This window comes from Polycladidibacter stylochi (genome assembly GCF_001562055.1).
Lineage (GTDB): Bacteria > Pseudomonadota > Alphaproteobacteria > Rhizobiales > Stappiaceae > Pseudovibrio > Pseudovibrio stylochi.
This window is the reverse complement of the sequence record NZ_LLWE01000018.1, coordinates 122,350-134,876: the sequence shown is the minus strand read 5'-3', so window position 1 is coordinate 134,876 and position 12,527 is coordinate 122,350. Positions and strand designations below refer to the sequence as shown.

Here is a 12,527-nt window from a genome sequence, read left to right as displayed (position 1 = left end):
GTTTGGGGCGAAGGCAAACTGTGTTCGCCCCAAACATCTAGTTGCATCCAGCATTTTGCAACCAGTCGCGCGCTAAGCGTTGCGCCTCGACAATTTCACAGCGCGTCATTTCGTTGGATATTTCTTTTCTGTACTGCACAGCTGGTACGCAGCCCTTTGATGCTGCAAGGTTAAACCATTTATGGGCATTAACGAGATCGCTAGTTTGCCCTTCCCTACCCGCAGCTGCCACAAGACCTCTCTCAAGCATTTCTTGACCATCCGCAATTGGTGCCCGAACAAGAGTTAGATTTTTCTCAGTTACTTCCATAAATGCCATCACAGTAATCCTTAGTATTTTGTTATACAATCAAAATATAGAAAATATTTTAAATAAATCTCAATTACTATAGTATACATAACATTAATATACGGAATAACAGCGAGTTATCTTATTTTTACTTAATTATAGAAATATTTACTAATTTTAACAATGTAAATGCATTCGCTAACACTAATACAAATGATAGGCTTAAACTTTTGATCAACTTCAAATACGTAACCTTTACGTTAAGGTTATCAAGCGTAACATTGGAGATTTCAAATGATCAGATTTCTAAATGCCTCAATAAAGCGTCTTAGTATCGCTCTTTCATTGTTTTTGCTGAGCTATCTTCACAGTTTTGCTGGCGACCCCACTGGAGTTTGGCTGCGTGCCTCGGGAACGTCAAAGATCAAAATTACCAAATGCGGTGAAGCATATTGTGGTCACCTTGCTTGGGTCAAAGACCCCAGAAACGATATTCATAATCCGGACAAATCAAAACGAAACCGCCCCTTACGAGGAATTCAAACAGTTATTGATATGAAGCCTGATGGCGAAAATTCGTGGAGCGGCTCCCTATACAATGCGTTAGATGGCAAAACGTACAAGGGAAAAATGAAGCTGCTATCAGCAAACAAACTTTCTTTAAAAGGCTGTGTTCTCGGCGGCTTAATATGCAAAGGCGAAAATTGGACAAGAACACAATAGGCAACCCTGATGAAATAATGGGCTGAGTGCACTTCAGCCCATTATAATAATAACAATGAAAAACTGCACATCCTAAATACCAACCCGACAAACATCAATATAAAATAAAAACATCAATAATTTAACCACCAATAATACACATACAATTTGCCTTTTTATTGACATAAAATAAGATGAATACTTAACACGCCAAGTAAATGGCAAATTAAATACACATAAGACATTGGAGGGTTACATGTCTTCTTCATTTGTATTGAATAGTGAAATTACAACACGTCATAAACCACAGGAAATGAAACTTGATCAGTTTCTACAAGAAGCTGGCTCTGAAGAAATCAATCAAATATTCAAAAATGTCAAAACCGGCTCTTATAGCGGTTGTCATTGCGCTTTTTTTGAAGCCACTGGTATCTGGATTCCAGAGCTTGTGCCTGTATTTCAAAAAATGGATGCAATGGCCTCAATGGGCGAAGAAATTAAGCCTGCAGGACTATAATCATGACCGCCTCATTATTGCATGAGGCCACCTCCCCTGACCCTGACCATATGGCTCAGGGGAGTGTGCTTCACTCGCTTTTTCAATTAGCTGATGAAGGCAGATATCAAAGATCCCTCTTGGGGCGCCGCATTGCCTACGCTGTCTTTCCCGATGTCTTTGACTATCAAGATTATCATCAAGATGAACTATTCCTGCGCCCCGAGCTTTTTTCGCTCAAAGCACAACCTGCAAAGCTGGCAGAGTTACAGCAGCTTCTTACCGAGCCTCCAGCCCACATTGCAAATTATAGTCAAAGTATTGGCGACAACGCCCTTACACTGCTGTCTGTTGACCATTTTGGCTTTGAAACCATTTTAACGCCAAAGCAACAAGACTTATCCCCGCCCTTGTCAGCAATGAAACGCGCCCTCGCCCGGCTCGCAAAATACCACCCATCATTGTACAATGGTTTACTTGCCAATTGCCAATACTGCTGTTTCTTTCGTGATGAAATGCAAAACTCCTTTGCCCACGATCTTTTTCCAGCGATTACCTTTATAAATAGCCACTACTCATCTACGGTTATTGCATTGCTTGAAGACTTCGTTCATCAAGCCTCCCACTGCCTATTTTCAGAAATAGAAACAGCGCAAGACTTTACCTATAAAATCCCCCCGCACACACCAATTGCCGCGCTTATAGACGGGCCTTCTAACGAGAGGAGCCTGCAAATTCTGCACCATTCGCTGTTTACCTTATCAACCAGCCTACTGGCATTAAATGCAATTGCTGATGAAACTCTCAGTGAAAATGAGCGGCAAGAAAAAAAGGCAAGGCTGGGTTTTCTGGCAAGAAAATTCATGATTGATCATAATTACTACACGCAAATAGACATTATCCAGCAGCCGATTGGTAATTTAATTCAGCGCTTTTTCCATGTAGCTTTGGAGTTAGCCACAAAAGTTAATCAATCAACCCAAGGGTTTAACTATAACAATCAACCCTACAATTTTGTTTTTGAAATATTTTTAAATGAGAACCCACAACTTGAAACAAGGTAGCAAGCCCCTAAGGGCTGCTACCACGCTTTCATTAACGGGCTCGTTGATTAAACAACACCGATTGCGCTTGCTTGTCTTCTGCTAACTTCAGCTTTTCGCGCTCTTCTTTTCCAGCCTCAAGACCGCGCTGTACTGCGGGCCGCCCTTCCAGGCGCTCACGCCAAGCTTCAACGTTTTTAAACTCTCCCGCAGCCATGCCTTGCGCCTCCCAGCCACGCGACCACCCTAAAATCGCCATATCCGCAATTGTGTATTCACCGGCAGCCACATAGTCGCGCCCATCCAAACGACGGTCAAGCACACCATAAAGGCGATGCGTCTCATTGAGATAGCGCGTCATGGCGTATTCAATTTTTTCTGGCGCGTAAATGCGGAAATGATGGTTTTGTCCGAGCATCGGCCCAAAGCCGCCCATTTGCCACATCAACCACTCTTCAACCTCAACTCGGGCACGCTCCGCTTGCGGGTAAAACTGCCCGAACTTTCGGCCCAGGTACTGCATAATAGCGCCAGATTCAAAAACAGATATTGGCTTGCCATCTGGCCCTTCAGGATCAATTATCGCTGGCATGCGATTATTGGGGGCAATTTTCAAAAAATCGGGCTCGAACTGATCGCCCTGACCAATATTAATCATCTTCAATTCATAGGGCACACCAAGTTCTTCAAGTAATATAGAAATCTTGTGACCATTAGGTGTTGGCCAGTAATACAGTTCGATTGGTTTTATTTGTTGATGAGGCATAGAAATATCCTTTTAATTGGTACATAACCACAAGACACATTTACCTTCATGTGCAACGCACCATTGTGAGCAACTCATTGGTAGCTACGCTATACCAGCAGATAATCTCACCGGCCAGTAACAACTATGTCAACGTCTCTTGTTAAAAGGTCAATTTTTTCGATCATCTAGCTGCATTTTAAAGCCCACATGCGAGGGCACAAACCCCTCACGCTGATAAAAGCGGTGCGCGTCCTTGCGCTCACTATTACTTGTCAACTGAATAAGACAGCAACCTTTTTCCTTTGCCTTCTCCTTGAGGTATTGAAGTAAGATGTGCCCATAGCCCATCCCCCTGTAAGCTGCTTTCGTGTGCATACTCTCAAGGGTCGCGCGTGGTTTGCCAGAAAATGCAAGCCCCTTTGAAAGGGTCAATTGACACGTGGCAATCAACTCTCCTTTCTCACTCACCAGTACATAGATATCCACTTCCGGTGCCTTGAGGATTTCCTGCAACGCTGTAGCGTAAACTGTCATATCCTTGGTTTCGCAAACAACCCGCCCAGCAGTTGCGCCGCCATTGACCAGCGCGACAAGTGCTTCCAAGTCCTCAAAAACTGCCACCCGAATATTGTAGTGCATGACACCTCCTTGCTCAAAGCCGTTTTCTTTCACAAAGCCTTAGAGCAGCAAGCATTGTCAACTAGCAATGACTAGTTTGCAAAACGAGGGCATAGTGGGGCTGTCGGTTTGAGTTGGAAAACCGCAAAATTCGTAGTCCGAAAGCCGGGCGTCAAAGCATGCGGCCAAGCAATGTGGTAGTTGCGGGTGGTAGCGACCTCTTTATAGCGAACAGCCGTCTGTTGTTGCAAAAAACGTTGCCGCGCTTCATTTTCCGAAACAGCATGTGGGCTATTTCCAAGGTCCATAATTGCAAAACAACCTATGTTTTGTCCCCTATTATGGGGAATATCTTCCAACCGATAACCCGCCATAGCAAGATGCGCCAATGGTAACTGCGCACGCGTATTGCCAGCCAAATATTCATCTAGTGCAAAAATGTATCCATTGGCCAAGCGCGGAAAATCTGCGCGCGCTTGCCGTATAAACCTGTCATATGGCTTCATATGCCGACAACTGCCCCCGCACATGCGCTTATCTGGCATAATAAAACCGGAAACACGCACCCCAACCACAAAACTGGCAAAAACAACCATCAAAACAGTATAGTACTGCAAACTGCGGGATTGAATTGTACGCCATTGTAAAAGCCCAAAGAGCATCAAAGGCAACCAGAGCAAAACGGGCTGCATGTGACGCTCCTTGATATAAGTCGCGCCTGTAAACGCAATTGCCGCCACAATGAGCAGTACGGCTATTCCAGTATATACCCATAGAAATAACTGTAATGCATGCCTATGATTATTATGTGTGATTGAGGAAAGAAAACCCGAGCCCCAAAGCTTGCGCCACCCCCGAAACAACGGTCGCCCGAAGAAAATCGGCATCAACACACTCAGCACCAGAGAGAACCCAAGCAGCGACCATAACAGCTTTGCCTCGCCCACGATAACACGTTGCCAAAATACGCCTTCTTGGCCCGCCATCACATGCATCGAGGTTGAGAGCAACCCACCACCCCGCAGCCACACCCAATAGAGAAACGGTGCGTAGACGAGAAAAGCCACCAGACAAATGCCAACAAGTGATTTGTAAGCAAAACGCTCTCGCAAGTAGGGCTGACTTAAAACCGCAAGAAACGCTGCCACAGGCACAATAATAAACGAATGCTTGGACAACATACCAAGGCCCAACACAATCCCTATAAATATACTGCTTAATAGGCTTGTCTTTCCCGATAAAATACGAAGAAACAACAACATAAAACCACTTGCACAGGCCATGAGAACAGCTGTATGCGTCACCCCCTCATGCAAATTAAACCCGACCTGATAGAGTAGTGAATAAGAGAAAATAGCAAAGGCTGCCAATCGAGGGTCGCGTATCACCATACGGGCACTGGCGTAAAGTGAAGCCATACAAACAAAAACAAGGCTATACTTCAAAATCAGAAATGACCAGATAGTCGGCCCGACTACCTGCTGCACCCCATACAACAACCACTCGTATAATGGTGGTTGTCGTAACTGATAACCCAAGCGCAACTCCTGCACATAAACATTTTCAAACATGTCATCAGTGCCAAGAATAGGCGAAAAGTAACCCCGCAGCAGCAAATGCAGCAGTAAATAGCCTGCCACAATAGTGAGAACCCCATAACCACGCGCATAAAACGGAAGACGGGTTTCATGATATAAAGACTGGGAATAAAGGGGTGCTTTATCCCCCCCATAAGAATACTTGGTTACCATGTTGCACTCTTTTAAATAATGCGTAGCGCAACCTAACCTAGATAAACTTGAAATACCTCCCCGCTATCCCCTAGGGTGAATGAAGTCATAACTCGCACCATCAAATGCGATCATGGCTAAACGATAATGAATGTGCTTAACAAAACAAAAAGCCCACCTCTAGGGGCGGGCTTTTCATGTTTTAAAAAGATTAAAGCGGTGTCTTACTCGATACCGATTTTCGCTTTCAGCAGCTCGTTCACCGCTTGCGGGTTGGCTTTGCCTTTAGAGGCCTTCATCACCTGCCCCACAAACCAGCCAATCATGCTTGGCTTTTCTTTGGCTTGGGCAACCTTGTCGGCATTGGCAGCAATCACCTCGTCCACTGCCGCTTCAATCGCGCCCATGTCGGTAACCTGCTTCATGCCGCGCTCTTCAACGATTTGCGCCGGATCACCGCCTTCACTCCAAACAATCTCGAACAGATCCTTAGCGATCTTACCAGAAATGGTGCCCGCTTTAATCAGATCGATAATCGCCCCCAACTGCTGTGCAGAGATCGGGCAACTATCAACGTCCAGACCTTCTTTGTTCAAACGGCCGAAGGTTTCGTTAATTACCCAGTTCGCTGCCAGCTTGGCATCACGACCCTTGGCAACTTCCTCAAAGAAATCACAGGAGGTGCGCTCGGCAACAAGAATATCGGCATCATATGCGGTCAAGCCAAGCTCGTTCACATAACGCGCTTTCTTCTCGTCCGGCATTTCCGGCAGACCAGCAGCCATCTCGTCCACCAGTTCCTGCGAGAACTCCAGTGGCAACAAATCAGGGTCCGGGAAATAACGGTAATCATGCGCTTCTTCTTTAGAGCGCATGGAGCGGGTTTCCCCTTTTACGCTATCAAACAGACGCGTTTCCTGATCAATCTCGCCGCCATCTTCCAAAATACCGATCTGGCGACGCGCTTCGTATTCAATCGCTTGGCCGACAAAGCGGATGGAGTTCACGTTCTTGATTTCGCAGCGCGTACCAAATTCACCACCCGGACGGCGCACCGAAACGTTCACATCCGCACGCATGGAGCCTTGATCCATGTTGCCATCACAAGTTCCCAGATAACGCAGGATCATGCGTAGCTTGGTCAGGTAGGCTTTCGCTTCATCTGCACAGCGGATATCTGGTTTGGAAACGATTTCCATCAAGGCAACGCCAGAACGGTTCAAATCCACAAACGACATGGTCGGGTGCTGGTCATGCAAGGATTTACCCGCATCTTGCTCAAGGTGCAGGCGCTCAACACCCACTTCCACTTGCTCACCGTCTTTCATGTCCAGATGAATGGTTCCTTCGCCAACAATTGGCTGCTTGAACTGGGAAATCTGGTAGCCCTGCGGCAAATCCGGATAGAAGTAGTTTTTGCGGTCAAAAACAGATTTGAGATTAATCTCTGCCTTCAAACCCAGACCGGTACGGATCGCCTGCCGCACACACGCCTCGTTAATCACGGGCAACATGCCAGGCATAGCCGCATCCACAAGGCTCACATTGGCGTTCGGGTCATTACCAAAAACGGTAGAAGCACCGGAAAAAAGTTTGGCTTCGGAAGTCACTTGCGCGTGCACTTCCATACCGATCACGATTTCCCAATCACCACTCGCCCCTTTAATAAACTTTTTCGGGTCTGGTGTGCGCGTATCGATAAGCGTCATGCGATTAATTCCTGTCTTAATGAACCAACATGCGGCTGGCCATGTCGCGGCTCTTGCCTGCGCACCCTATAAGGCCACTCCCCACGCAATAATCTTGAATGTTTGGGTAGTCCCTCTAAAGCACAAAGGCAAGGCTTTGAAACGCAAAAAAATCACTTTCATGCCGGATTATCCAGCAATCCATGCATATATTTTACGCACACTGCTCCAACCAATCAAAACGACAGGTATTAACCTTTGGATTCATTAGGTTCTTTCAAGCACCAAACAATGGCAACGCCCCAACCGCTTAACCCGCAAACAAGGGCAGAAATACAACGGGCGCTCAAAATTTGCCATGTCATCAACTGTGTTTCAAACCCTGGCATAAATGCCATGATCAAATCGAACAGTAAGGCAGCTATGACACCAGCAATTGCAGAGATCAAAACACCACGCAATGAACGTAAATAATAGCCTCCAATCAGGGAAACTAATATTATCAAAGGGTTAGAAAGTCCAAGTAATCCTTGTAGAGCAGATAAATCATTTTGCATGTGATAAAATGAAGAGCTTGCAGCTCTCTCCTTAGTTGTTGTTGACCTCCTATACAATACTACAGCACCCCGCAACAATGGCCGAGGCTGCATAGGTGCCTCTCATTTTTTATAGGGCTACTAAAGAGCTCACTTCCTAGGCAGATTGCCAAGGCAAAAAAGCACCGCCGCATTACAAAGGGGCTTGCCCGATGTAGCACCTGTTGCTATCAACAAGGCCAGCAACCATTAGGAGTTTTTATGCGATTTACTGGAGAGACCCGGTAAGGCCCTGCCACAAATAGGTAGGGCACAATTGAAAAGTACTTATCCCCCCAGCTGCGAGACGCGCGGGCGGGCTTACTTTTTGACACCTAATGACCAGAGCATAAATGAATATCTCCAAAGACGAACAACGCATTTTACATGTGTTGGCACAGGGCGGCTGCATCAAAATCGAAAAATGCGACCAAGGAAAAATAATAGAACTCGATACCATTACCCGCGATGGGTGGTACATGAGCGGCCTTACTTTACCTCTATTCCGCAAACTCAAGCGACGTAGGCTCATTGCCTCTAAAAACAGCGGACCATACAAAGTCACCAAGCTTGGCTTGAAACGCGTCCGCTCGCAAGTGGACAACAGATAACGCAGGAACAAGGTTCTGGCTGCTCCGATCAAAAGGCACAGCCAGAACCGTAAATGTTAGCCTATCTTCCCCAATGCGGCAAGCTAGTGGAATTATGCAAGCCGTGTCCAAAATTCCAAAGATGCACTCTTTGCTTCAGTTACCTCTAAAAACTGCTTACAAATTTCATTATTCATATAGCCATCACAGGTTTGAATGGCGCGCGATACACTTTGCGCAAAGCTCAACTCGCAATAATCGCCATCATCTTTAACTGCCAGTAATTGCCCCATGAAACCGGGCTGTTTGCAGCTGTAGCCCGATGTAACAGCTTGCGAAAGTCTCGCAACATCCTCAACTAAAGCTGCGCTTTTGAAACTCCCCATTTCCAAGCCATAAAACCCCTCAGTAATCACGGTATTTGCAGTTCTTACACTAAACATGGTTTTCGAAAGTGTTGCGCGATCAATTTGAGCCATAAAGGCCTGCGTCGCTTCAACCTGAGTATAAATTTCTCCCATTTTCCCGAGCGACAACGCATCTTGCGCGAGTACAAAATCAATAAACTCACCCTGACCATTACTTAAAAAGAACTGCCCAAGAATACCCGGTTGTTTGCAAACGAATTCATCCCTGGACTTTTCAAAATCACGCACGAGCTGCGCTAAGTCAGCCCCTGCAACAGTGTGAAAACGCACCGCTATTAACTGAGCACCTCTATTAATCTCCAGCCCAGTTGTTTTTGACATATCAAGAACAGTGTTCATAAAAATCTCCTATTTAGCAACTTAACACCACTTGGTATTGAAGGAACACTACTCGACACTACTGACAGTTTCTGTCAGGGTAAAATCATGCGCACACAACGATTGTTCCAGTTATTGGATAAACTACGGGCAGCAAAATACCCGCTGGCTGCGAATGCTCTAGCCGAGAGCTTAAATGTAAGCGAGCGAACAATTTACCGTGATATCAAAAGCCTACAACAAATGGGCGCACCCATACGCGGTGAAAGCGGCTTAGGTTACCAGATTGAAAAAGGCTATTTCCTACCGCCTTTACACTTCAACCGCGATGAGCTGGATGCACTTGTCTTGGGACTACGCATGCTTGCCAGCCAAGCAGATCCACAACTTGCCGACGCGGCTGCCAGTGTTCAAGCCAAAGTCGCCGTATCACTTCCCGAGCATTCGCAAGATGCGCTGGCCCGCACACCGCTCCTTGCCCCGCCCAGCCAGAGCGAGAAAGCGCAAAGCAACCGCCGCTATATGCAGAAAATCCGCCATGCAATTGCCGATCGCAAGAAACTAATAGTAACTTATAAAGACATTTCGCAGGCACAAACGAAAAGAACTCTGCACCCATTAGGCCTTGCTGTTTTTAGCGATATCTGGGTGTTAACTTGTTATTGTGAATTACGAAATTCCTTTAGGAACTTCAGGCTCGATAGGCTCCTCACTGTGCACACAACAGAAGAAAAATTCAGCTTCGAGCCTTCAAAAGAGTTTCACGCTTTTTTGAAAACAGTTCCAAATGGAAACGAACAGCAAAAATAAACAGCTCAAACATTATACACAACTATAATATGCCATTATTTTGCCCTTTGAGTACCAAAGCTTTTTGCAGCCTATTGTTTCCGCGAGGTCGCGTTCAAAACTATTAAGAATTTGCTAACAAAATCAATAAAACACTAACTTTAGGGCTAGCTAATTTAAAGGAAATAACAATCTAAAGTTGCGTATCTTACATTGTGTGTAGGTACTATATTATGTCTTTAAAAAATAACGCTATTCTCATAGCACTTGCCTTTCTCGCTGGCTGTCAGTCAATTTCCTTAAAAGATGTCCAAAAGGGCAAAGTTATACCCGCCGACCATCGCGTATCGGTCAGTAAGCTCATTACGAAACGCTATAGTGATACCGCAAGCGCGGTTGACCACTCTTATGTTTCGCGGCAAATTCATCTTAGTTCAGATGAGATTGGATACTGTGCGAAAACTCAATTGGGAAATGTGAATTACTTCATGCTCATTGCAGTCAATAAACAAAACAGCCAATCAAGCATGAGCACCCCTCATCAATGGTGTGTAAGCAATAATGCAGCGCTGGAATGGTTCAAGCTCAACCCAAAGCAAAAAAACAAACCAACTTTGGCACGCAATTAAAACCTTGACCCGAGTTAATTCATAGCTATAGCTAGTAACCGGAACCAAACAAAGAATGGAGGCGTTTTATGATTGTACTCAAGTCGCCTCGGGCTGCGAAATAAACCACTAGTGTGGCAAGCCCGGCAAGCTCCCCCCACCGATCAAGTGGGCGATGGATAACTATGCCTTCTTTTTGGATTTTCCATTACAATGCAACAACTACAAAATCTCGGCCTGTCTGCTTATTTTCTGCAACAGCTCAAAGCTGATGAGCTGGAAACACTTCAGCTTGCACGCATCTCCCGTGTTAACCGCAATAACCTGCATGCCCTTACCCCCGATAAGGATGATAGGGCCTTGCAGGAAATTCAGCTCCTCACGCCAAGCGATCAAACCACCGGAGAGTTCGCTGTGGGTGATTGGGTCAGCTATTCACCAGTTAACACCGAGGGTGCCTCAGGCATGGTACTGCGCAGCCTTGAGCGGCAAAGCACCTTGCAAAGGCGCGCAGCAGGAGAAGATGTCCAAAGTCAGCTGATCGCAACCAATATTGATGTGGCGTTTATCATGACCTCCTGCAATGCCGACTTTAATCTCGCTCGCTTGGAGCGCTACCTTGCATTGGTAAGATCAAGTGATATTCAGCCAGTCATAATTCTTAGTAAGAGCGATCTTGCCGAAGATATATACCAATTCAAACCACAAGCCGAAGCCATTGATCCGCTTATTCCGGTCATAGCAATGGATACCCGCGATCCTGCAAGAATTCCAGCGCTTATGGATTGGTGGCGCAAAGGACAAACCGCTGTTTTGCTCGGTTCATCCGGCGTTGGCAAATCAACCCTGCTCAACACCCTGTCAGGAGGAGAAGAGGCAACCGCCGGCATACGCGAAGATGATGCTAAAGGACGACACACCACCACGGCCCGCTCGTTATTCTCGATAGCGAATGACCGCTGGCTAATCGATACGCCCGGCATGCGCGCCCTACGCCTTTACGGGGTAAGCGAAGGTATTCAGGCTGTGTTTAGTGACTTGGAACAACTGGCCGACCAATGCCGTTTTGCAGATTGCAGCCATAGCAATGAGCCGGGCTGCGCCATTCAAGCGGCTATCATAGCTGGTGAGTTAGAGCCAAAACGCCTACAACGCTGGCAAAAACTCCAACGTGAAGAACAATACAACAGCGAAAGCATTCATGAATCACGTGCGCGAAACAAAGCATTTGGTAAAATGATCAAGCGCGTATCCAGTGAAAGCCGTAGGATGAAAGGCCAATAACATCTCACCGCTGAAGCGCCCATTATAAGAGCGCTTCAGCGCACAACAAAAAACTTGGCTAAAACACGCACGCATGATAGGGCCAGACCATGGCAAACGACACATCATATTCACTGGAAGATTTCCAGAGTGCACTTGAACCGCACCACCGTATCATTGGCATTGATTTGGGCAGCAAAACCATAGGCTTGGCCCTTTCAGATATCGGCCGCCAAATTGCAACACCCCTCGAAACAATCAAGCGCAAAAAATTCACACTTGATTGTGATCGCCTGTTAGAGCTGTGCGAAGAGCATAATGTCGGCGGCCTGGTGATGGGCCTACCTCTGAATATGGATGGCAGCGAAGGCCCGCGCGTGCAATCCACCCGCGCTTTTGTACGCAATCTTGCCCAGCGCTCCGATATTCCCTTAACCTACTGGGATGAACGCCTTTCAACAGCGGCAGTTACCCGAACACTGATTGATGCGGACCGCTCACGCGCGCGCCGTTCTGAGTTGGTCGATAAAATGGCCGCAACCTACATTCTACAAGGTCTTTTGGATCGGATCTCCTTTGGCGGCGCTCCCATATGGGAAGTTGAAGACGACGATTGGTTGGAAGACGAAAGATAAAAACAGC

Annotated in this window: 15 protein-coding genes; 9 read left to right on the top strand and 6 right to left on the bottom strand. The window is 46.4% G+C overall.

Annotated features, from left to right (window positions below):
* Window positions 1–37 precede the first annotated feature (37 nt).
* Window positions 38–319, bottom strand: a complete 282-nt coding sequence (locus AYK67_RS03925; RefSeq protein WP_068082594.1) for a hypothetical protein — start codon at window positions 317–319, stop codon at window positions 38–40.
* A 264-nt stretch (window positions 320–583) separates the two neighbouring features.
* Between AYK67_RS03925 and AYK67_RS03920 the strand changes: the two genes are divergently transcribed.
* The 3 genes from AYK67_RS03920 (at window position 584) to AYK67_RS03910 (ending at window position 2,551) form a co-directional block, all read left to right on the top strand.
* Entirely contained in the window at window positions 584–1,012 is a 429-nt protein-coding gene (locus AYK67_RS03920) for a DUF2147 domain-containing protein (RefSeq protein ID WP_068082591.1), read from the top strand.
* Window positions 1,013–1,247: 235 nt separating this feature from the next.
* A complete protein-coding gene (locus AYK67_RS03915; RefSeq protein WP_068082589.1) occupies window positions 1,248–1,508 on the top strand; it encodes a hypothetical protein in 261 nt (86 codons plus the stop codon).
* A gap of 2 nt (window positions 1,509–1,510) precedes the next feature.
* Entirely contained in the window at window positions 1,511–2,551 is a 1,041-nt protein-coding gene (locus AYK67_RS03910; RefSeq protein ID WP_068082586.1) for a hypothetical protein, read from the top strand.
* Between the two features lie 31 nt (window positions 2,552–2,582).
* Here the strand turns inward: AYK67_RS03910 and AYK67_RS03905 are convergent, their stop codons facing one another.
* The 4 genes from AYK67_RS03905 to gatB all read right to left on the bottom strand — a co-directional run bounded on the left by AYK67_RS03905 (window position 2,583) and on the right by gatB (window position 7,335).
* A complete protein-coding gene (locus AYK67_RS03905) occupies window positions 2,583–3,296 on the bottom strand; it encodes a glutathione S-transferase N-terminal domain-containing protein (RefSeq protein WP_068082583.1) in 714 nt (237 codons plus the stop codon).
* 150 nt (window positions 3,297–3,446) lie between these two features.
* Window positions 3,447–3,917, bottom strand: coding sequence for a GNAT family N-acetyltransferase (locus AYK67_RS03900; protein WP_068082582.1), 471 nt, complete (start codon window positions 3,915–3,917; stop codon window positions 3,447–3,449).
* Between the two features lie 71 nt (window positions 3,918–3,988).
* Window positions 3,989–5,647 carry a glycosyltransferase family 39 protein gene (locus AYK67_RS03895; protein ID WP_068082581.1) on the bottom strand — a complete coding sequence of 553 codons (1,659 nt, stop codon included), beginning with the start codon at window positions 5,645–5,647 and terminating at the stop codon, window positions 3,989–3,991.
* Between the two features lie 203 nt (window positions 5,648–5,850).
* Window positions 5,851–7,335, bottom strand: a complete 1,485-nt coding sequence (gene gatB, locus AYK67_RS03890) for an Asp-tRNA(Asn)/Glu-tRNA(Gln) amidotransferase subunit GatB (RefSeq protein ID WP_068082578.1) — start codon at window positions 7,333–7,335, stop codon at window positions 5,851–5,853.
* Window positions 7,336–7,605: 270 nt separating this feature from the next.
* On the opposite strand from gatB, the gene AYK67_RS17080 reads away from it, so the two are divergent.
* Together AYK67_RS17080 and AYK67_RS03875 are read left to right on the top strand one after the other, a co-directional pair.
* On the top strand, window positions 7,606–7,788 hold the full coding sequence (locus AYK67_RS17080) for a hypothetical protein (RefSeq protein ID WP_156453046.1): 183 nt from the start codon (window positions 7,606–7,608) through the stop codon (window positions 7,786–7,788).
* 454 nt (window positions 7,789–8,242) lie between these two features.
* Complete coding sequence (locus AYK67_RS03875; protein WP_068082570.1) at window positions 8,243–8,500, top strand: YjhX family toxin; 258 nt, start codon at window positions 8,243–8,245, stop codon at window positions 8,498–8,500.
* A gap of 92 nt (window positions 8,501–8,592) precedes the next feature.
* Here AYK67_RS03875 and AYK67_RS03870 read toward each other — a convergent pair whose 3' ends face one another.
* The gene (locus tag AYK67_RS03870) at window positions 8,593–9,246 is read right to left on the bottom strand and encodes a hypothetical protein (protein WP_068082565.1); all 654 of its coding nucleotides are present in this window, start codon (window positions 9,244–9,246) and stop codon (window positions 8,593–8,595) included.
* An 87-nt stretch (window positions 9,247–9,333) separates the two neighbouring features.
* Here AYK67_RS03870 and AYK67_RS03865 point away from each other — a divergent pair, with 87 nt between their 5' ends.
* The 4 genes from AYK67_RS03865 to ruvX all read left to right on the top strand — a co-directional run bounded on the left by AYK67_RS03865 (window position 9,334) and on the right by ruvX (window position 12,520).
* Window positions 9,334–10,035: a helix-turn-helix transcriptional regulator gene (locus tag AYK67_RS03865; RefSeq protein WP_068082563.1), complete on the top strand. Its 702-nt coding sequence runs from the start codon at window positions 9,334–9,336 to the stop codon at window positions 10,033–10,035.
* Window positions 10,036–10,247: 212 nt separating this feature from the next.
* Window positions 10,248–10,643, top strand: coding sequence for a hypothetical protein (locus tag AYK67_RS03860; protein ID WP_068082560.1), 396 nt, complete (start codon window positions 10,248–10,250; stop codon window positions 10,641–10,643).
* 192 nt (window positions 10,644–10,835) lie between these two features.
* On the top strand, window positions 10,836–11,906 hold the full coding sequence (rsgA, locus tag AYK67_RS03855) for a ribosome small subunit-dependent GTPase A (protein WP_068082557.1): 1,071 nt from the start codon (window positions 10,836–10,838) through the stop codon (window positions 11,904–11,906).
* A gap of 89 nt (window positions 11,907–11,995) precedes the next feature.
* Window positions 11,996–12,520: a Holliday junction resolvase RuvX gene (ruvX, locus tag AYK67_RS03850; RefSeq protein ID WP_068082554.1), complete on the top strand. Its 525-nt coding sequence runs from the start codon at window positions 11,996–11,998 to the stop codon at window positions 12,518–12,520.
* Window positions 12,521–12,527: the final 7 nt, after the last annotated feature.

Coding starts and splice junctions, on each gene's coding strand:
- AYK67_RS03895 (WP_068082581.1), bottom strand. CDS start 5,647: ATGGTAACCAAGTATTCTTATGGGGGGGATAAAGCACCCCTTTATTCC.
- AYK67_RS03905 (WP_068082583.1), bottom strand. CDS start 3,296: ATGCCTCATCAACAAATAAAACCAATCGAACTGTATTACTGGCCAACA.
- AYK67_RS03915 (WP_068082589.1), top strand. CDS start 1,248: ATGTCTTCTTCATTTGTATTGAATAGTGAAATTACAACACGTCATAAA.
- gatB (WP_068082578.1), bottom strand. CDS start 7,335: ATGACGCTTATCGATACGCGCACACCAGACCCGAAAAAGTTTATTAAA.
- AYK67_RS03925 (WP_068082594.1), bottom strand. CDS start 319: ATGGCATTTATGGAAGTAACTGAGAAAAATCTAACTCTTGTTCGGGCA.
- AYK67_RS03865 (WP_068082563.1), top strand. CDS start 9,334: ATGCGCACACAACGATTGTTCCAGTTATTGGATAAACTACGGGCAGCA.
- AYK67_RS03860 (WP_068082560.1), top strand. CDS start 10,248: ATGTCTTTAAAAAATAACGCTATTCTCATAGCACTTGCCTTTCTCGCT.
- ruvX (WP_068082554.1), top strand. CDS start 11,996: ATGGCAAACGACACATCATATTCACTGGAAGATTTCCAGAGTGCACTT.
- AYK67_RS03920 (WP_068082591.1), top strand. CDS start 584: ATGATCAGATTTCTAAATGCCTCAATAAAGCGTCTTAGTATCGCTCTT.
- AYK67_RS03900 (WP_068082582.1), bottom strand. CDS start 3,917: ATGCACTACAATATTCGGGTGGCAGTTTTTGAGGACTTGGAAGCACTT.
- rsgA (WP_068082557.1), top strand. CDS start 10,836: ATGCAACAACTACAAAATCTCGGCCTGTCTGCTTATTTTCTGCAACAG.
- AYK67_RS03875 (WP_068082570.1), top strand. CDS start 8,243: ATGAATATCTCCAAAGACGAACAACGCATTTTACATGTGTTGGCACAG.
- AYK67_RS17080 (WP_156453046.1), top strand. CDS start 7,606: ATGGCAACGCCCCAACCGCTTAACCCGCAAACAAGGGCAGAAATACAA.
- AYK67_RS03910 (WP_068082586.1), top strand. CDS start 1,511: ATGACCGCCTCATTATTGCATGAGGCCACCTCCCCTGACCCTGACCAT.
- AYK67_RS03870 (WP_068082565.1), bottom strand. CDS start 9,246: ATGAACACTGTTCTTGATATGTCAAAAACAACTGGGCTGGAGATTAAT.